Source organism: Ruegeria sp. AK4 (assembly GCF_056541025.1).
Genome location: NZ_JBQFXS010000002.1, coordinates 274,119 through 292,799, shown reverse-complemented (window position 1 = coordinate 292,799; position 18,681 = coordinate 274,119). Strand labels below are relative to the sequence as shown.

At 60.5% G+C, this 18,681-nt stretch carries 16 protein-coding genes; 6 read left to right on the top strand and 10 right to left on the bottom strand.

Annotated features, from left to right (window positions below; translation table 11 throughout):
* The first annotated feature begins 7 nt into the window (after nt 1–7).
* The 4 genes from ACR0EZ_RS05260 (at nt 8) to ACR0EZ_RS05245 (ending at nt 4,596) form a co-directional block, all read left to right on the top strand.
* Nucleotides 8–1,132, top strand: a complete 1,125-nt coding sequence (locus ACR0EZ_RS05260) for an extracellular solute-binding protein (RefSeq protein WP_480611577.1) — start codon at nt 8–10, stop codon at nt 1,130–1,132.
* Between the two features lie 117 nt (nt 1,133–1,249).
* A complete protein-coding gene (locus ACR0EZ_RS05255; protein ID WP_480611576.1) occupies nt 1,250–2,362 on the top strand; it encodes an ABC transporter ATP-binding protein in 1,113 nt (370 codons plus the stop codon).
* A 12-nt stretch (nt 2,363–2,374) separates the two neighbouring features.
* The gene (locus ACR0EZ_RS05250) at nt 2,375–3,295 is read left to right on the top strand and encodes an ABC transporter permease (RefSeq protein ID WP_480611575.1); all 921 of its coding nucleotides are present in this window, start codon (nt 2,375–2,377) and stop codon (nt 3,293–3,295) included.
* Nucleotides 3,292–4,596, top strand: coding sequence for an ABC transporter permease (locus ACR0EZ_RS05245; protein WP_480611574.1), 1,305 nt, complete (start codon nt 3,292–3,294; stop codon nt 4,594–4,596). The genes ACR0EZ_RS05250 and ACR0EZ_RS05245 overlap by 4 nt, the downstream gene beginning before the upstream one ends.
* A 29-nt stretch (nt 4,597–4,625) precedes the next feature.
* Here the strand turns inward: ACR0EZ_RS05245 and ACR0EZ_RS05240 are convergent, their stop codons facing one another.
* From ACR0EZ_RS05240 to ACR0EZ_RS05195, 10 genes are all read right to left on the bottom strand, one after another.
* Complete coding sequence (locus ACR0EZ_RS05240) at nt 4,626–6,545, bottom strand: beta-galactosidase (RefSeq protein ID WP_480611573.1); 1,920 nt, start codon at nt 6,543–6,545, stop codon at nt 4,626–4,628.
* The gene (locus ACR0EZ_RS05235) at nt 6,542–7,402 is read right to left on the bottom strand and encodes an SMP-30/gluconolactonase/LRE family protein (protein ID WP_480611572.1); all 861 of its coding nucleotides are present in this window, start codon (nt 7,400–7,402) and stop codon (nt 6,542–6,544) included. Before ACR0EZ_RS05235 ends, ACR0EZ_RS05240 begins: the two co-directional genes overlap by 4 nt.
* The gene (locus ACR0EZ_RS05230) at nt 7,399–8,004 is read right to left on the bottom strand and encodes a 2-dehydro-3-deoxy-6-phosphogalactonate aldolase (RefSeq protein ID WP_480611571.1); all 606 of its coding nucleotides are present in this window, start codon (nt 8,002–8,004) and stop codon (nt 7,399–7,401) included. Before ACR0EZ_RS05230 ends, ACR0EZ_RS05235 begins: the two co-directional genes overlap by 4 nt.
* Nucleotides 8,001–8,894 carry a 2-dehydro-3-deoxygalactonokinase gene (locus ACR0EZ_RS05225; RefSeq protein ID WP_480611570.1) on the bottom strand — a complete coding sequence of 298 codons (894 nt, stop codon included), beginning with the start codon at nt 8,892–8,894 and terminating at the stop codon, nt 8,001–8,003. Before ACR0EZ_RS05225 ends, ACR0EZ_RS05230 begins: the two co-directional genes overlap by 4 nt.
* Before the next feature lie 4 nt (nt 8,895–8,898).
* Nucleotides 8,899–9,663 carry an SDR family NAD(P)-dependent oxidoreductase gene (locus ACR0EZ_RS05220; RefSeq protein ID WP_480611569.1) on the bottom strand — a complete coding sequence of 255 codons (765 nt, stop codon included), beginning with the start codon at nt 9,661–9,663 and terminating at the stop codon, nt 8,899–8,901.
* A complete protein-coding gene (locus tag ACR0EZ_RS05215; RefSeq protein ID WP_480611568.1) occupies nt 9,663–11,372 on the bottom strand; it encodes an IlvD/Edd family dehydratase in 1,710 nt (569 codons plus the stop codon). The genes ACR0EZ_RS05220 and ACR0EZ_RS05215 overlap by 1 nt, the downstream gene beginning before the upstream one ends.
* Nucleotides 11,369–13,456 (bottom strand): alpha-galactosidase, encoded by a 2,088-nt coding sequence (locus ACR0EZ_RS05210; protein ID WP_480611567.1) that lies wholly within the window; start codon nt 13,454–13,456, stop codon nt 11,369–11,371. Before ACR0EZ_RS05210 ends, ACR0EZ_RS05215 begins: the two co-directional genes overlap by 4 nt.
* The gene (locus tag ACR0EZ_RS05205; protein ID WP_480611566.1) at nt 13,456–14,304 is read right to left on the bottom strand and encodes a carbohydrate ABC transporter permease; all 849 of its coding nucleotides are present in this window, start codon (nt 14,302–14,304) and stop codon (nt 13,456–13,458) included. Before ACR0EZ_RS05205 ends, ACR0EZ_RS05210 begins: the two co-directional genes overlap by 1 nt.
* 1 nt (nt 14,305) lies before the next feature.
* Nucleotides 14,306–15,232 carry a carbohydrate ABC transporter permease gene (locus ACR0EZ_RS05200; protein ID WP_480611565.1) on the bottom strand — a complete coding sequence of 309 codons (927 nt, stop codon included), beginning with the start codon at nt 15,230–15,232 and terminating at the stop codon, nt 14,306–14,308.
* 100 nt (nt 15,233–15,332) lie between these two features.
* On the bottom strand, nt 15,333–16,592 hold the full coding sequence (locus ACR0EZ_RS05195) for an ABC transporter substrate-binding protein (RefSeq protein ID WP_480611564.1): 1,260 nt from the start codon (nt 16,590–16,592) through the stop codon (nt 15,333–15,335).
* A 142-nt stretch (nt 16,593–16,734) separates the two neighbouring features.
* Here ACR0EZ_RS05195 and ACR0EZ_RS05190 point away from each other — a divergent pair, with 142 nt between their 5' ends.
* Nucleotides 16,735–17,541 carry an IclR family transcriptional regulator gene (locus ACR0EZ_RS05190; protein ID WP_480611563.1) on the top strand — a complete coding sequence of 269 codons (807 nt, stop codon included), beginning with the start codon at nt 16,735–16,737 and terminating at the stop codon, nt 17,539–17,541.
* Nucleotides 17,538–18,596: an ABC transporter ATP-binding protein gene (locus ACR0EZ_RS05185; protein ID WP_480611562.1), complete on the top strand. Its 1,059-nt coding sequence runs from the start codon at nt 17,538–17,540 to the stop codon at nt 18,594–18,596. Before ACR0EZ_RS05190 ends, ACR0EZ_RS05185 begins: the two co-directional genes overlap by 4 nt.
* The last annotated feature ends 85 nt before the right edge of the window (nt 18,597–18,681 follow it).

Genomic DNA, 18,681 nt, shown 5'->3' with positions numbered 1-18,681 from the left:
AAAAACAATGGCTGACATGAAATCAATATCCAGGCGCACGGTGCTGAAGGGCGCGGGGGCTGCTGCTCTGGCGGCGCCGCTCTACAGCAAAAGCGCGCTGGCCTCGTCGGGTGAGATCAACATCCTGATGTGGTCGGACTATCTGCCGCCGACCTTCATTCAGGAGTTCGAAACCCTGACCGGCATCAAGGTGAACTACACCGGCATCGGTTCGAACGAAGAAATCATCAACAAGATGAAGGCCACCAAGGGTCAGGGCTTTGACATCGTCTCGCCCACCAACAACCGGTCACTGCAGTGGGAACCGCTGGAACTGTTGCAGCCCTTCGACATGAACAAGGTGCCGATTGATCTGGTGAACCCGGCGATGGCCAAAATCGGCACCGACGCGTGGGATTTCGGAGGCAGCGGCTCGCACTGGCTGCCGCATATCTGGGGCACCGAAGGCATCGCATATCGCACCGATCTGTGGCTGCCGGAAGGCGACGCGCCCTCGTACGGCGACGTCTGGTCGGAAGAAAATGCCGGCAAGACCATGGGCCGCGCGCATTCCATGATGCTGGGCGCTGGCCTTTACATGGAGCGCGCAGGCGAGATGGAGCCCGGTTCGGTCTGGGCCGCGTATGGCGACGAAGAGACGATGCGCAAAGTCTGGGGCCAGATCACCGATTGGTGCATCGCCCGCAAGGATCGGATCAAACTGATCTGGAACGACGCCGACACCCAGAAAAACGGCCTGCTGAACGAAGGCGTTATTGTCGGCCAGACTTGGGATGGCCCGCCGCTGGCGCTGAAGTCCGCAGGTGAGCCGGTGCACTATCAGGCTCCGGTCGAAGGCGCGATGGCATGGGTGGACGGTATCTCGATGCCCACCGGTGCTGCCAATATCGATCAGGTCTACGCCTTTATCGACTTCGCCTATCAGGCGAAACCGGCCGGTGTGGCGATCGACAGCCACGGCTACAACTCGCCGGTTCTGGGTGCCGACCAGTATTCGGGCGATACCTACAAAAAGAACTTTGCCGAGGCCTATCCGGGCGACTCGCTGGCCAACCTCAATCCGTGGCCGGCCGAAGCGCCCTGGTATGCGGAAACCCGGACCGAGTTCGTCAACAAGTTCAAAAGCGCCTGATCGCTTTGCAGACTGGCCCCTCGCAGCGATGCGGGGGGTTCTACCCCCGTGCGTCTAAAGGGCGTGCCGGGACCTACTGTGGTGCGGTGAAAACCGGCCAATACGGAGATATCAGCCATGAGTGCAGGGGTCGGAGTCGATCTGGAAAACCTGTGGATCCGTTTCGGCGATTTTGTCGCCGTCCGCGATGCCAACGTCAACATCAACGGGGGCGACTTCTTTTCGTTTCTGGGCCCGTCGGGCTGCGGCAAGACCACGATTCTGCGCGCGGTCTCGGGGTTTCTGGAACCCAGCGAGGGCAACGTCCTGATCGGTGGCAACAACATGCGCGGGATCGGGCCCAACAAACGCCCGACCGCGCTGATCTTCCAGAACCTCGCGTTGTTCCCGCTGATGAAAGTGTGGGAAAACATCACCTTCTCGATGGAGATCAAGGGGGCCAGCGCCGCCCAGCGGCGCAAGCGCGCGGATGAGCTGCTGGACATGATCGCGCTGCCGGGGCAGGGCGACAAGCTGCCCAGTGAACTGTCGGGCGGTCAGCGCCAGCGCGTCGCCATCGCCCGCGCCCTTTGTGCAGAGCCCGACGTTTTGCTGCTGGACGAGCCGCTGTCGGCGCTCGACCTCAAGCTGCGCCAGCATATGCGCACCGAATTGCGCGAAATCCAGCAGCGCGTCGGCATCACGTTTATCTACATCACCCACGATCAGGGCGAGGCGCTGACCATGTCGGACAACATCGCCGTCATGCGCGCAGGCGTGATCGACCAGATTGCCGATGGCAAGACCATCTACAACGACCCCAACACCGCCTTTGCGGCCTCTTTCGTGGGGGAAAACAATGTCTTCCGTGGCAAGATCAAACAGGTCATGGGCAACGAGGCTTTGATCGCAACCAACCGTTCGGGCGATCTGGTGGCGCGGATTTCGACCGCCAATCAGGGCAAGCTGAAAGTGGGTGACGACGCGATGATGTTCATCCGCCCCGAAGCCTTTGCCATCGCCCCTGATGGCGCGTCCGGGGACCATTTCGTCACCGCCCGCGTGACGCATGAAGAGTTCGAGGGCAACGTCTTCAATATCTTCACCGAAGGGGACGGCGGCAAAGAGATCAAGGTATCCCTGCCGAACCTCGGCCAGTCCTTCGAGGATCACACCGGCCAGAACATCACGCTGGAATACGAGATCCGCAACGCGGTTCTGGTTCCGGCGGGTGAACTGGCTGCGGAATAAGGGGTCGGTCACATGCCCCAGTTCCTGAAAGACTTCTTCAACCGCAATGGCACCGGCATGGGGATCGCGATCCTGGGCCTTGTCCTGTTTTGGACCATTGGCCTGATCATCCTGCCGCAGCTGTCGATGCTGGACTTCTCCTTCCGCCCAAACCTGCCGCCCCCTGAAATCGGCGGGCCAAAGGATGTATACACGCTAGAGAATTATAAATACCTGATCTACGGCCCCGAAGGCGGCAGTCAGGACTATAACACCGTCGATCTGCGGGTATTTTTTCGGACGCTGCTGGCCGCGGTCTGTGTGACGATCTTCAATCTGATCATCTGCTACCCCATCGCATACTATCTGGGCCAGTCAAAGGGCAGCCATATCCGTATCTTCGCGATCATGCTGATCATCCCCTACTGGATCAACGAGATCCTGCGCGCCTTTGCCCTGCGGATCATCTTTGGCGAGACCGGAGTACTGAACACGCTGTTCATGGGGCTGGGCATCTGGGACACGCCGTTCGACTTCATCCGCAACGACATCGCGCTCTACGCCGGTCTGGGATACGCCTACATCCTGCTGATGATCTTCCCGATGTATAACGTCATCGAAAGCCTGGACGGAAACCAGATCGAGGCTGCACGCGATCTGGGTGCGCCATGGTGGCGAATTCACTGGCGGGTCGTGATCCCCTATGCCAAGCCAGGGATCAGTTCGGGCTGCACCATGGTCTTCATGCTCAGCGCCGGTGCGCTGGCCGCGCCGCAAATTCTGGGCGGGCCGTCCAGCTTGTGGTTCACGCAGCTGATCTATCAGCAGTTCAACGACAACAATGACTGGCCGCAGGGGGCCGCCTACGCCATCGTGCTGCTGGTGACCTGTATACTGTTCGTGCTGGCGGTGATGCGCCTGTTCAAGGTGAACATGGGGGATATCGGGAAATGAACCTGTCGTTCCTTCGTGTAAGCGTCTGGGTCTATTTGGCCCTCTTCTTCCTGTACCTGCTGGGTCCGCTGGTGATCATGTCGGTCACGGCGTTCAACTCATCCTCGTTCCCGCGGATGACTCCGTGGGAGTGTCTGACCTTTCAATGGTTCGGAGAGCTGTTTCAGGATCAGCGCATTCTGAACGGCATCAAGAACTCGTTGATCATCGGGGCCGGAACGGTGGTTCTGTCGGTCGCGATGGGTCTGGCGGGGGCGCTGATGCTGACTCAGATCTGGCCCAAGCTGCGCGCGACCTATTACACCATCATCATCGCGCCGATCCTGATCCCAGGTGTGGTTCTGGGTATCTCGACACTGGTGTTCTGGGACCGGATCAACCGTATGCTGGGGCTGGGCGCGGATAGCGTGCTGTCGAACGGGATTTTCCTGACGGTGATCGGCCAGTCCACCTTTATCGCCAGCTACTGCATGCTGGTGCTGGTGGCGCGGCTGCAGCGCTATGACATCGCGCTGACCGAGGCCGCGCTGGACCTTGGCGCATCCCATGCGCAGGCGTTCCGCAAGATCCTGCTGCCGTTCATGCGCCCGGCGATTGCCAGCGCTGCCGTGCTGGCGTTTCTTGCCTCGTTCGAGAACTACAACACCACCACCTTCACCTTTGGCGAATACCCGACACTGACCATCGAACTGGCGCAAAAGGTGCGCTATGGCATCACGCCGTCGATCTCGGCGCTGGCCTTCATCATCGTGGCGTTGACCGTGTTCTTTGCCCTGCTGAACGAAGCCAAGCTGAAACGTCAGGAACTGGTTGCAGCCGCGCGCAGGGAAGCCACGGTCGAGGAACTGGCGGGCAAGATCAAACTGCCCAGTTTCTTCGCCGGAAACATGGCGGCGGTTCTGGTTTTCGTTTTTGCTGTCGCCACGATCACCGTGGTTGGCACTGCAACGGCTTATAACCCCGGCCAATGTATCGCCGATGTACGCGAGCAAAAGCAGCTCGAGGCGGAACAGCGTATTCAGGAGTTGCGACAGCAGCGCGAAGAGCAGCGCAGACTGCGCGAGGAAGAGCGCAAGCGACGCTTCGAAGGCGTGTTTGAGCCTGGCGATCTGCAGCCCGGCGCAACGGAAGAGGACGCGCAGCCGGAGGCCGAGGGCAACAACTCTGGCTTCGGCAACGTATTCGCTCCGAATACGTTGAGCGGCGAGGGTGATGAGGAGGCTCCGGAAAGCGAAGACCAGCCGTCAAACAACGGTGGTTTCGGCGGGGCCTTTGATCCCAACACCCTGCAAAGCGACTGATCGCGGCGCAGGACCCGCCCGGATTGGCCTCAGGCCGGTCCGGGCGGGGTGCGGTTCAGGATGGCAACATCGCAACCCTGGATTGTGTGGCCGTTCCACTCGACAGGATCGGCATTGTAGTTGATCAGGAACTCATGATCCGCCGTTTCCCGGCGCCGCAGCCCATTGGGCATAGGGTGCAGATCCAGTCCGGTTTCCTGCGCCGCCATGGCGACGACACGGTCCCAAAGGGTTTCATCCGGGAAACCTGCCAGATACCAGACACCATCCATGCCCTTGAGCGCGGCAGTCCCGTCCGCAAATGACAACAGATCCGGCGCATCACCTGACACACGGTCGATCCAATGCTGCGCCGCGCCGTCGCCTTGGACCGGGCGGGTGATATCTGGGGGCAGGGTCTCGACCAGATCGACGTCGCAGTCCAGACCACTCAGGCCGGGACGACCCTGTCGCGGGATTTGGAAATCCCGCGTGATCGCTCCTGTTCTGGGACCGAGGATTGCGAGGTCACAGCCATCAATCAGCCGTTGCGCCAGATCGTCCTCCAGCGTTGCCAGCCCGGGCGCGAGTATCAGTTTATACCCGCCCGCCGGTATGTTCGTCGGCGGGACGAAATCCACCGACAGCCCGGCGCGGCGCAACGCGCGGTAGGTTGAGAATACAAGCCGGAAATAGTCAAACCCGGCCCCTTGCGGCTGCGTCGCCCAGGCCCAGTCCGAGGCATAGTCGAACAGGATCGCAACCTTGGCTTTCCCGGGTTTTACCGCCCCCAGACCCCCCAAATCATCCGCTGTTTGCCGTGCTTCCGACAGGCCCGGTGCCGCGCGGTTGTTAGGTGCCAGCAGACCCGCATGCATCTGTTCCTGCGCGAATGGGGCTTGCCGCCAGCGGAAATAGCTGACCACTTCGGCCCCGTGCGCCACCGCCTCAAGCGACCACAACCGAACCATGCCGGGCAGGGGGGCCGGATTGTAGGGGGCCCAGTTCACTGGACCCGGCTGCTGTTCCATCACCCACCAACGGCCACGCCCAACGGCGCGGTAAAGGTCGTGGTGGAAGGCCTGCATATCCGGGTCGCCCTGTTGCAGAAAGGCAGTCTTGTGATCCTCATCCGCCTCGAGCCGATCGGACAGGAACCCGATCGGATAGCTGTCCCACGTGGCGATATCCAGATCCGCGCCGACCGCAAAATGGTCGAACTCCAGCACGCGACCCATGTAGTTGTGCAAGAGCGGCGCATCGGTCAACGGACGCAGAACATCCACCTGCGCCTTGTTGAACGCCACCACCTGATCCGAACTGAAGCGCCGGAACGCCAGCACATGGGCCGGGCTGGGCTCGGTCACGGTCAGGTTCGGCAGGTCGATCTGGGCGAAATCATTGTATTCCATTGACCAGAACACATTGCCCCACGCCTCGTTCAGCGCATCGACGGTGCCGTATTGCTTGGCAAGCCATCTGCGAAAGGCCTGCAGGGCGGGTTGGCTATAGCTGACAGTTGTCTCGTGGCAAGCATATTCGTTGTCGATCTGCCATGCGGCCACATGCGGGTTGCGGCCATAACGTTCGCCCATGATCCGCGCGATCCGCGCGCATTCGGCGATATACCCCTGATGGCTAAAGCAATAATGTCGGCGCGAGCCGAACTTGCGCGGATTGCCATTCGCATCAACGGCCAGCATGTCCGGATACTTGTCCAACATCCAGCGCGGAGGCGTCGCGGTGGGCGTACCAAGCACCACGTTCAGGCCCGCCGCGCCCAGCGTCTCAATCGCGCGATCCAGCCAGTCAAAGCACAGGTCGCCCGGTGTGGGTTCCATCCGGCTCCAGCCAAACTCTCCGATCCTGACCCATGTCAGGCCGGTTTCGACCATGCGCGCGGCATCCTCGGCCCACATTGCTTCGGGCCAGTGTTCAGGGTAGTAGCAAACGCCAAGTTCCGGCTTCATAAGATGACTCTGTGTTCCGCCTGACCTTGCCCGGCATTGGATGCAGCAAAGGTCATTCCGTTCGAGGGTTGGGCTTCGATATGTTCCGCACCCAGCCCCTGACGGGCCGTTGTGCAGAACAGCGTGGTCAGATTGTCGCCGCCGAAAGCCGGGCAGGAGGTATGCGCGGCGTCAACCGGGATGGCGTTCTGAAACACTCCGGTCTGGTCGTAAACAGCCACCCGGCTTGCACCCCATTGCGCGATCCAGATGTTGCCCGCCGCGTCAACCACAGCGCCATCAGGGTGCAGCCCGTCAGCGCGCAAATCCAGAAAGACGGCACTTTCGCCCTCGGGCCAGCCGGTTTCAGGGTTCAGCGGCTGGCGCATGACCTGTTGCCTTGCCGTATCGCTGAAATAGGCACAGGACCGGTCCGGCGCGAAACAGATCGCGTTCGAGATCGTTACATCCGGCACCAGACGTCGAAATTCTCCGCGCCAGAACCGATAGATCGCGCCCGCGCCGGATTCAGCCTGTTTGCCCATCGTCCCGATCCAGAACCCGCCCCACGGGTCAGCGCGCCCGTCATTGGTACGCGTGACCGGGTTGTCAGCCTCAAGCGACGCAACCAGTTCTTTCCGCCCTATCGTCAGATCGAACCGCCAGAGACCGGTTTCAGACGCGATCAGCAAGGTGTCGCGATCAACCCAGCCAGCAGCCGAGACATGTTCGTCGAAATCCCAGTGTTTTGGGGCGTCGCCCTCTTGCGTCATCAGGCGCTTGTTTATGATATCGAACCAGAATAGCTGCTGCCGTTCGGGATGCCACAAGGGGCCCTCGCCCAGTTCGCAAGGACGGTCGTCAAAAACAGAGCTCATCCCACCGACTCATCATAGGCGGCGACGATTTTGGCCGCCCGCTCCGCAATGTCCGCAACACTCATGCCGGGTTTGTAGAGGGCCGAACCGATGCCGAACCCATCGGCCCCGGCTTTGATCCACTGCCCGAAATTCTCGGGACCAGCTCCGCCGACGGCAAAGACAAGCGTGCCTTCGGGCAGCACCGGACGCAGGGCGGCAAGGCCCGCCGGCCCGGCCATGACACCGGGGAACAGTTTCAGGCCGGTTGCACCGGCTTTCAGCGCAGCGAACGCCTCGGTCGGGGAATAAATACCCGGCCAGCTTTGCAGGTTAAGCGCGACCGTGCGGGTGATCACCTCGGCGTCATAGTTGGGAGAGACGATCAGTTTGCCGCCAACCCGCGCGACATCTTCAACTTGTTCCGGCGTCAGCACCGTGCCAGCGCCTACAAGTGCGCGGTCGCCAAAAGCGTCGGCCATCAGGCCAATGCTGCGCAACGGGTCCGGCGAGTTCAGGGGCACCTCGATCTGGTCGATGCCTGCGTCGATGATGGCCTGACCGACCGCTTCGGCTTCGGACGGTTGCACTCCGCGCAGGATGGCGATGATGGGACGTCTCATGCGGTCTGCCTCGTCAGGTTTCGGGCCAGTGCCAGACCGGCCAATGTGGTTTGCGTTGCGTTCGCGGTGTCGACAAACGCACCCTGTTGACGCAGTGCCTGCGCGTAGATTTTCGCGACCGTGTCCGACCCGATGATGGCCAGTTGCTGGCCCAGCCAATAGGCACGCGCGGCGGCCAGTTCTGCACCGATCAGCGTTCCGGAAAGGCGGGCACTGGCGATGCCTTTGTCCTGACCTTCCAGCAAATCGGCGGCCCTTAGCGAAAACAATCGTGCCGCCAGCTGCTCGGGTTTCGACAATGCATCAGCGACGGCTTCGGCAAAGGCGGCATCGTCCCACCCCTCGGCCACCGAGTGCTTCAGAACCGATTGCTTGCGCAGCAGTTCGAACATCTCACCAGTCATGAAGGTGCGGAAACTGACGACCTCACCCGCGCTGACCTGCACCCATTTCGTATGGGTTCCGGGCAGGCAGAGGACGCCATCCCAGTTCTGACGCGCGGCCAGAAAACCGGCTATCTGGGTCTCCTCACCGCGCATGACATCCGGCGGCGTGACCTGTTTCAGACCCGGCACCACAAAGGCGCGGATGCGCGGGTCGGTGGCTGGCACGCGGATCGGCGCATCCGGGACTGGCGGGGACGGAACCGCGCTGTACGGAGCCTCGACCCAACCCTGTCGCGCGCCCACCATGCCGCAGGCAATGACATCCACCGGAGAGCTTCCCAGCCAGCCTTCGGCCAGATCCATCAACGCCGCCTGAAATTCGCCCTTGGCCAACCGGCCCATCCCGCGATCCGATTGCGCCTGATCCACCACTGTATCGCCCTGCATCGCCCAGGCGCGCAGGTGCGAGGTCCCCCAATCGACAGCGATCCATTCCACGTTCATCGGCTCACCCCGTCACCACAACGCCGCCGTCGACGGCCATGCACTGACCTGTCATCGCGCGGCTGGCCTCGGACGCCAGGAAAAGCGTCGGGGCAATCATGTCCTCGGGCGTCAGATGCTCTTTCAGGCACTGACGATCCAGATGCGCGGCCAGATCCTCGGGCGTGGCCCACATATCCAGTTGTTTCTGCGTCAGAACCCAGCCCGGGGCAAGCGCGTTGACGCGGATCTTTTGCGGTCCCAACTCACGCGCCAGTGAGCGGGTCATGCCGGTGATCCCCGCGTTCGAGGTTGTGTAGATCGGATAGCCCGCGTTCCCCATCATATAGCTGATCGAACTGAAATTGATGATCGCGCCGCCGTCTTTCATCTGCCGGGCGGCCTCCTGACAGGCGAAGTAATAGGCCTTGAGGTTGACCTCGATCATCCAGTCCCAGAACTGGGTCGTGGTTTCTTCCAGCGAGTGCCGCTTGTCATTGGCGGCGTTGTTGACCAGCACTTTGATCGGGCCATGCGCCTCAGATGCCTTGGCCATGGTGGCATGCAGCAATTCGGTATCGGTCATGTCGCCTTGCAGGAACAGCGGCGCGCGGCCGTGTTTGTCGTGCATCTGTTCGACAAAATCGCTTGCATCGGACCGGCCGATAAAGGCGACATTGGCACCCTGGGCCATGAACCCGTCGGTCAGCGCGGCACCAACGCCCGAGCCGCCGCCGGTAATGTAGACAGAGGCTCCGTTCAGGTCGTGGAATGTGGCGGGTTGGTCCATCAGTGGCTCTCTCTGGTCACAAGGCGGGTGTCTTTGCCGACAAGGAAATCAAGGTCGGCACCCTGATCGGCCTGCAACACGTGGTCGATATAAAGTCTGGCATAACCGCGGGTGTAATGCGGATCGTCCGGTTGCCACGCGGCGCGGCGGGTTGCAAGCTCGGCTTCATCCACCAGCAGTTCCAACTCGCCCTTGCTGGCCGAGACCCGAATGCGGTCGCCGGTTTTCACCAGCGCCAGCGTGCCGCCCGCCTGCGCCTCGGGACTGACATGCAGGATGACGGTGCCGTAGGCGGTACCCGACATGCGCGCGTCCGAAATCCGGATCATGTCGCGTACGCCTTCCTGCACCAGCTTGGCCGGGATCGGCATGTTGCCGACCTCGGGCATGCCCGGATAGCCCTTGGGGCCGCAGCCCTTGAGAACCAGAATGGTCTGGGCCGTCACCGGCAGATCGTCGCGATCGATATTGGCCTTGAGGTCCTCGATGTTTTCAAAAACATAGGCCTCGGCCTCGGTTTCCAGCAACTCATCCGTCGCCGCCGAGGGCTTCACGATGGCACCGTTCGGCGCAAGGTTACCACGCAGCACGCGCAGGCCTGCGGCGGGTTTGACGGGATCATCAAAGGGGCGGATGACGTCGGTGTTATAGCACTCGGCCCCTTCGAAATGGGCCGAGATATCCTTGTTCAGCACCGTTTTCGCCGGACGCAGAAAGGGTTTGAGTTCGTTCAGAACGACCGGCACACCGCCTGCGTAGCAGAAATCCTCCATCAGGTATTTGCCCGAGGGCATGCAGTTCACCAGCAGCGGGATTTCCGATCCGATTTCGAAATCCTTCAGGGTAAGGTCGACCCCGACACGGCCTGCCAGCGCCAGCAGATGCACAGCCGCGTTGGTCGAACCACCGACGGCGGCATTGGCCAGTATAGCGTTCTCGAATGCTTCTTTCGTCAGAATGTCCGAGGGTTTGAGGTTTTCGTCCACCATCTCAACAATGCGTTTGCCGGTCAGATGCGCCAGCGCCATGCGGCGGGCATCCACCGCCGGAAGGGCGGCGTTGGTGGGCAGGGACATGCCCATCGCCTCGACCAGTGAGGCCATCGTGGACGCGGTCCCCATCGTCATGCAGACGCCCGCGCTGCGCGACATGCCGGATTCGGCATTCATGAAATCCTGCAGGGTCATTTCGCCCGCACGGACCTCTTCCGAGAACTTCCAGACATCGGTGCCCGAGCCGATATCCTTACCCTTGAACTTGCCGTTCAGCATCGGACCGGAACTGACCACGATGGAGGGCAGATCGACCGAGGCCGCGCCCATCAACTGACCGGGCGTGGTCTTGTCACACCCGCCCAGCAGCACGACGCCGTCGATGCCATAGGCGCGGATCGATTCCTCGACATCCATTGCCAGCAGGTTGCGGAACAGCATGGCGGTGGGTTTCATCTGGGTTTCGCCCAGCGACATGACGGGGAATTCGACCGGGAAGCCTCCGGCCTCCCACACGCCGCGTTTCACACCCTCGGCCAGATCGCGCAGGCCCGAATTGCAGGGGGTCAGTTCCGACCATGTGTTGCAGATGCCGATGATGGGACGCCCGTCAAAGGCGTGATCGGGAAAGCCCTGGTTCTTCATCCACGAGCGATGGATGAACCCATCCTTGTCGAGTTTTCCGTACCAGTGCTGTGATCGGCGTTTCTGTGTCATAGTTTATAGCCTTCAATGACCCACATCGACTGTGGGAAGCTCCACGGCAGCGACAAGCCATGGCTCATCAGATACTGGCCGCTTACGGTTATCGGTCCCTGTTTCAGCGCGGGGTTGCCGCGCGACAGGGTTGCAGGTGCCTCAGCCGTATTGCGCAATGCGACATGGTATTGCGCGTTCGCCTCAAGCCGTGTCAGGCGCAGCGGGCGCGGCGCGATCTGCGGTGAGGTGTCGAGCTTTCCGGCAAAGACGACAAAACGCGATCCGTCGCTGGTTTGCTGCTGTTCCGCGACAACGGACGGGTCCGGGCTGTCGAGCCGCAGGATATCCGCATAATACAGCCAGTCGCGGTTGTCTTTCCACCATTGCGTCACCTCGCGCAAGACGGTTTCTTCGTCCTCGGCAAGTTCGCGTGGGTCCATCTCGAACCCCATGTGGCGCTGCGCTGCGACCCATGCCCGGAACCGGATGTCCAGCAGGCGGCCCGACGTGTGGCAGACACGTGGTCCGACATGGCTGCCAGTGACGGCCATGGGCAGGAAAATCGCAGCGTTGTGCTGTATGCGCAGCCGTTCCAGCGCGTCGTTGCTGTCGCTGAGCCACACCCGTTGCGTGCGCTTGAGAATACCGAAGTCGATGCGTCCACCGCCGCTGGCGCAGCTTTCGATTTCTGTATGCGGAAAATCTCGCCGCAGCCGGTCGATCAGCGCATAAGATCCGCGAGTCTGGTCGGCGTCCGGCATCGGAAGAACCCGGTTGTGATCCCATTTTATATAGTCGATCTCGTATTCCGAAAGGATCGCAGCCATTCGGTCATACAAAAAGTCACGCACTTCGGGCAGCGCCATGTTCAGCGCCTTTTGCGCACGACCCAGAATCTGGTCCTCGCTCCCCAGCGCCCATTCGGGATGGGCCCTGTGAATGCTGCTGTCCGGGTTGATCATCTCGGGCTCGAACCAGAGTCCAAAGGTCATTCCCAGTGCGTGGACATGTTTGATCAACGGGTCCAGCCCATCGGGATATTTCCGCCGATCCACTTCCCAATCGCTGAGCGATGACGTGTCGTCATCGCGTTGTCCGAACCAGCCGTCATCCAGAACAAAGCGCTCGGCCCCAAGGGATGCGGCGCGTTCGGCGATATCCTTCAGTTCCGGCAGATTGTGATTGAAATAGACGGCTTCCCAGCAATTGTAGTGAACCGGGCGGGCGCGGTCCGGCTTGGGGAAGGCGACAACGCGGTCCCGCACATGGCGTTGAAATGCAACTGCGCATCCGTTGATCCCGTCGGCGGAGAACACGGCGTAAAGCGGCGCGGTTTCAAACCGCGTCGATGCTTCGCGTTCCATGCGCGCGGCGTGCCCGAACTGAATCTGACGGCGCCCGTCCGGCAGTTCTTCAGCAACCATCCGATGCCCGCCGGACCAGCCATAGTGAAAGCCATAGGCTTGGCCTTGTGCATTGGTCGCGCCGCGCACGGGAACAATCAGGCCGGGGAAGTGCTCGTGTCCGGTGCGCCCTGTTCGGTTTTCCCGATACCGGATGCCCGGCGACCAGGGGGTCGTGTTCATCTGGAACTCGCCGCACCACCGCCCGGCAAAGTCGATCAGTTCATCCGACAATTGCGGTGCCGGAAAGACCGGGGCAGACAGCCAGTGCAACAGAACCGGTCGGTCTGCCTCGAGGGTTGCGCGGGCCTCGATGATGTGGGTTTTCCGGTCGATCGAAAAGGACGCCTGATAGGTGATCCTGTGTGTTTCATCCCGAAATGTCAGGGTCAGATGGTTGGTGCCGACATCCTCGCTTTCATAGCAGAATTTCGGCAGGATCGGCGTGCCGTCACCGTCCCGGATGATCAGCCCGGGCTGTCCCGGAAAGCTGCGGGTGGCTTCGGGGCAAATGGACAGTTCCGGGTTGGCATCCAGCATGCCTCCGGTGACGTCCAGACCATAGGTTCTGAACAGGGTTTCGGTGTTTTCGCCCTCGGGAAGCCGGGGGCCAAAATACACAACCTCGGGAAGATGCTCGCGATGGGCCGCAAGCACCAGCGATTGTCGCTCATCGTGAAGCGACCATGTTCTTATCATTATTTTACTGCCCCGAGGGTCAGGCCCGCGATGAAGTGTTTCTGCATCAGGAAGAACATGGCCACCGGCGGCAGGGCCGCGACGATGGAGCCGGCACTCATCAATTGATAGGCGGCGCGGAATTGCGCGTTGAAGCTGGTGATCCCGGCGGTGACAGGCTGGCTTTCGGCGCCTTGCGTCAGGACGACGGCCCAGAAATAGTCGTTCCAGATGAAGGTGAAGATCAGTACGCTCAGCGCTGCAATCGCGGGTTTCATTAGCGGCAGGACCACGTACCAGAAGATGCGGACCTCGCTGATGCCCTCGACCCGTGCGGCCTCGATCAGTTCGAAGGGCAGGGCGCGGATGAAGTTGCGCATGAAGAGCGTGCAGAAGCCCGTCTGGAAGGCGATATGGAACAGCACGAGGCCGGTTTTGGTGTTGTAGAGACCCAGTTCCAAGGTCAGGTCGCGTACAGGCACCATCAGAATCTGGAAGGGCACGAAGTTGCCCGCCACGAACATGAAAAAGATCCAGAGGTTCGATTTGAACTTGTAGATCCCCAGCGCGAAACCGGTCATGCAGCTTAGCGCCACGGCACCGATAACGGTCGGTACGGTGATCAGGAACGAGTTCAGCAGATAGCGCGGCATGTCCGAGTTGAAGAACACCTGCCCGTAGTTGAACGCGCCTTCAAAGCTGGACGGCATGCCCCAGTAATTCGCGTTGGTGAAATCCGCCGCCGGTTTGACCGAGAACAGGGCGACCGCCAGCAAGGGTCCCAGCCACAGCAGCAGGGCAAGCGGCAGCATGGCCTGATAGGTGATCTGTGCCGCGCGGGGCTGTTTTTCGATGGGTTTGGGAAACATCTCAGTGCCCCCTTTCTTCGCGGTACATCGACCACAGGAAGTAGGCGATGAAGCAGAGCATGATCAGGAACAGGATCACGGCGATGGCGGCGCCATATCCCATGCGGAACCCGTATTCGGACAGCGCGACCTCGAACATGTAATAGGCCAGCACGCGGGATGAGCCGAACGGACCGCCTTGCGTCATGATCGAGATCAGGTCGAAGGACCGCAGCGCGCCGATGATGGTGACAACAAAGGCGATGAAGGTGGCCGGGCGCAGCTGCGGCAGGATGATGTGCCACAGCATCCGCGCGCCTTTTGCGCCGTCCAGACGTCCGGCCTCGATCTGTTCCGGGTCCACGGCGTTCAGGCCGGTGAGGTAGAGGATCATGCAATAGGCGGTTTGCGGCCAGAGGCCGGCAAAGATGATGCCGTAGGTGACATAACGCTCGTCGCCCAGCACGTTAATCGGGCCAAGGCCAAAGAGGCCGAGGAACTCGTTCAGCAGGCCAAAGGTCGGGTCATAGAACCACGTAAACACGAGGCCAACGACGACCTGAGAGATGACGAAGGGAAAGAAAAACAACGACTTGTAAAGCCGGATGCCCCAAACCGTCTGGTTCAGGAACAGGGCGATGAACAGCCCCGCTGGGATCGCTGCGAGATACAGGATCAACCAGATCAGGTTGTTCTTAAGCGAAACATAAAACGCATCCCGATCAACCCATTCCCAATAGAGGTCCTCGTAGTTGCGTACGCCTACATATTCCGCCGCACCCAGCCCGTCCCATTCATAAAAGGACAGGTTTATGGATTCGAACAAAGGGATGATCACATAAACAGAAAAGAACAAAAGACCGGGGGCCAGAAACAGCCAAGGGGCGATGCGTTGTTGGTTCCTGTGGAACCAGCTTTCCTGTTGTGGGACTTCGGCTGCAACAGTCATTTGTATACTCACGTTGTGAGGTGGATGAGGCGAGAAAACACCCGCCTCACAATTTGTCTGTTTGATGCCAACCGGATGGATGCCCGGTCAGCAACTTTGCTCAATTGTCGTAGATACGCCCGCGAGCGCGTTCCAGTTTGGCCAGAATCCGGTCCAGATCGTCTGGCTTGACCATGAATTCCTGGAACCCTTCCATGGACACTTTCGCCATTTCAGCCGGTGCATCGCGATCCCAGAACTGGGCAATACCGCCGGGGCTGTTGGTGGACAGCATTTCAAAGCCCTGCTGCAGGAACTTGTCGTTATCCACCGACGATTGGGCGTTCACCGGCAACTGACCAAGGTTCGCGCCATTGTTGATCTCGGTCTGCTCCTCGGCAGAAACCACATGGCGCAAGAATTCACGCGCAGCTTCTTTGTTCGTTGCATTTGCCGGGATGTGGAACGTGTCGGTTGGCGCATCTTCGGCCAGTTCGACATCCGGGTTGATCGCGACGAACTGATAGAAGTCCAGTTGATCATCGCTCAGACCAGCGTCGCGAAGGGGCGCCACGGCAAAGTTGCCCAGCAAGATGGCTGCGGCGTCGCCCTGAACTATGAGAGGAAGGGATTCCTGCCAGCTACGCGCCGTGTGGTCGTCGGGGAACGCGCCCATATCGAGGAGTTGTTTCCAGTTCGCAAAGGTCTGCTTGACCCTGTCATCTTCCCAACTGACTTCGCCATTTGCCAGCTGATTGTGGAAATCAAACCCGTTGGTGCGCATGTTCAGATAGTCGAACCAGCCGCCGGCGGTCCAATAGTTCCGCGTGCCGATCGTGTAGCAGGTGCGCCCGGAATCGACGATCTTCTGGCAGTTTGCCAGCTCTTCTTCCCAAGTGGTCGGCTCGGTCAGACCCAGCTCGTCGAAGATATCTTTGCGGTAGTAAACGCCCCACTGATAGTAGGTGTAGGGTACACCCCACTGCTTGCCATCAAGCGTCATCGCGCCCTTGGTCGATGCCAGATTCTCGGCGATCTCGGGTTCTTCCCAAAGGTCGGAGACGTCCTCGAACAGGCCCGCCTCGACATAGGGTTTCATGCGGTTTGCAGCATACCAGTTGGCGACGTCCGGCGTGTCTGCTGTCAGGAAGTTACGGATCTGCGTCTTGTAAGCCTCGCGGTCGATCACCGTCGTTTCGATCTCCAGCCCCGGATGCTGTGCCGCAAAGCGCTCGATCATCGCTTCCATCGTCGCGCGGGGCGCCGGGTTCGATGTATCAAGGAAAATTCTCAGTTCGCCGGTCAACTCGGCGGCAACAGGCGCAGCAAGTGCGACACTGGCAACCAGCGCCGCCGTCGTGCGCTTGAACATGGAATGCATGGTTTCCTCCCTAGAAGCTTCCATTTTTGGTTCCAAATAGTGAAACCGTGTTTTACATATTGAAAACTACACATCGAATCGGTTAGCGTTGTCAAGACCCACGTGGCTCGGCCACCGGGTAAGTGGAGGAGATCAGGCACCCGTGGCAGGTGACGGAACAATAGGCAAAGCATGTGATGTGCTGGATCAGGTGGCGGCGTTTCAACGCCCGGTTCGTTTTGCGGAATTGCTGGATAGCAGCAGTTTCCCCAAGGCGACGCTGTATCGGTTTCTGCAATCCCTGACCAATCAGGGCATGCTGTCATACGATGCGGACCGGCAAACCTATGCGCCCGGTATGCGTCTGGTGCGGCTGGCCCATGCGGCGTGGACGCAAAGCTCGCTGGCACCCATCGCGCGGCCGTTCCTTGACGCGCTCAGCCGCAAGACAGGTGAGACGGTTCACCTGGCGCAGCTTGACTCCAGTCAGGTCCTCTATGTCGACAAACGCAACGCCGCGCAGCCGGTCGAGATGTATTCGCAGGCCGGAAAGGTCGGCCCGGCCTATTGCACCGGGGTAGGCAAGGCGATGATGGCCTATCTGGACGATGAGGCGCTGAACAAGGCGGTCTCGCAGCAGAGCTTCCATCGGTTTACCGACAAGACCCTGACCTCGGAACAGGCGCTTCGGGACGATCTCAGCCTTATTCGCAGCCGCGGATATGCCGTCGATGACGAAGAACACGAGCCCGGAATTATCTGTATCGCCTTCCCGATTCTGACCTCGGGCGGCCGGATGCTGGGCGGGATTTCGGTGACCGGATCCACCGAACGCATAGATCTGAAACAACTGGAATCATGGGTTCCGCTGGTTCGCCACGTGGCTGAACAGATCGGGACCGAAGCCCAAACATGGCAGTTCCCCGAGAACCGCCGAAACGCCAGAAACAACAGGATGCAAGCGACATGACAGGTGTAACACTGAATCAGGCGATCAAACGGTATGGCCAGACCCAGGTCATCCACGGCATTGACCTGCAGATCGAGGATGGTGAGTTCTGCGTCTTCGTCGGCCCCTCGGGATGTGGTAAATCCACCTTGCTGCGCATGATCGCGGGTCTGGAAGAAACCTCGGAGGGTGAGATTCGCATCGGCGCCCGCGATGTGACCCATATGGACCCCGCCAAGCGCGGTGTTGCGATGGTGTTCCAGACCTACGCTCTGTATCCGCATATGACGGTCGCCGAGAATATGGGCTTTGGCTTGCGCATGAACGGCGTGGCGAAGTCCGAGATCGACACGAAGGTGCAGGAAGCGTCGAATATCCTGAAGCTGGACCAGTACCTGAAGCGCAAACCCAAGGCCTTGTCCGGCGGTCAGCGCCAGCGTGTCGCCATCGGCCGGGCCATCGTTCGCGGCCCCGAGGTGTTCCTGTTCGACGAGCCGCTGTCCAACCTCGACGCCGAACTTCGCGTCGAGATGCGGGTGGAAATCGCGCGCCTGCATCAGGAGATCGGCGCGACCATGATCTACGTGACCCACGATCAGGTCGAAGCGATGACCATGGCCGACAAGATCGTCGTGCTGCGCGATGGCCGGATCGAACAGGTTGGCGCGCCCATGGACCTGTACCGCGACCCCGACAACCGTTTTGTTGCCGGGTTCATCGGGTCGCCGGCGATGAACTTCCTTGAGTGTGATTATGCCGACGGCCACGTGACCCACCCGGCGCTGAGCCAACCCTTGCCCGTTTCGGCCAATGTCCCACCCGGTCTGAACAAGCTGACACTGGGCATGCGCCCGGAACATATACTGATCGACCGCGCGGCCGATACCTGCACGGTAGACCTGACCGAGGCGCTTGGCGGTGTGTCCTATACGTATCTGCTGACACCCAATGGCGACAAGCTGATCGTTGAGGAACGCGACGACCAGCGCAGTACGAACGGTGAGCGCATCGGTATCTCGGTACAGCCGGAACGTGCAATGGTGTTCGATCCCGAGACGGGGATGCGGTTCCGGTAAACCACTGTAACCTTGCTGCATCTTTGGCGATTTGTCGAGGCGGCGGGCTCTTGTGTGTTAGCGGGTGGATACCACTTTAAGGTGT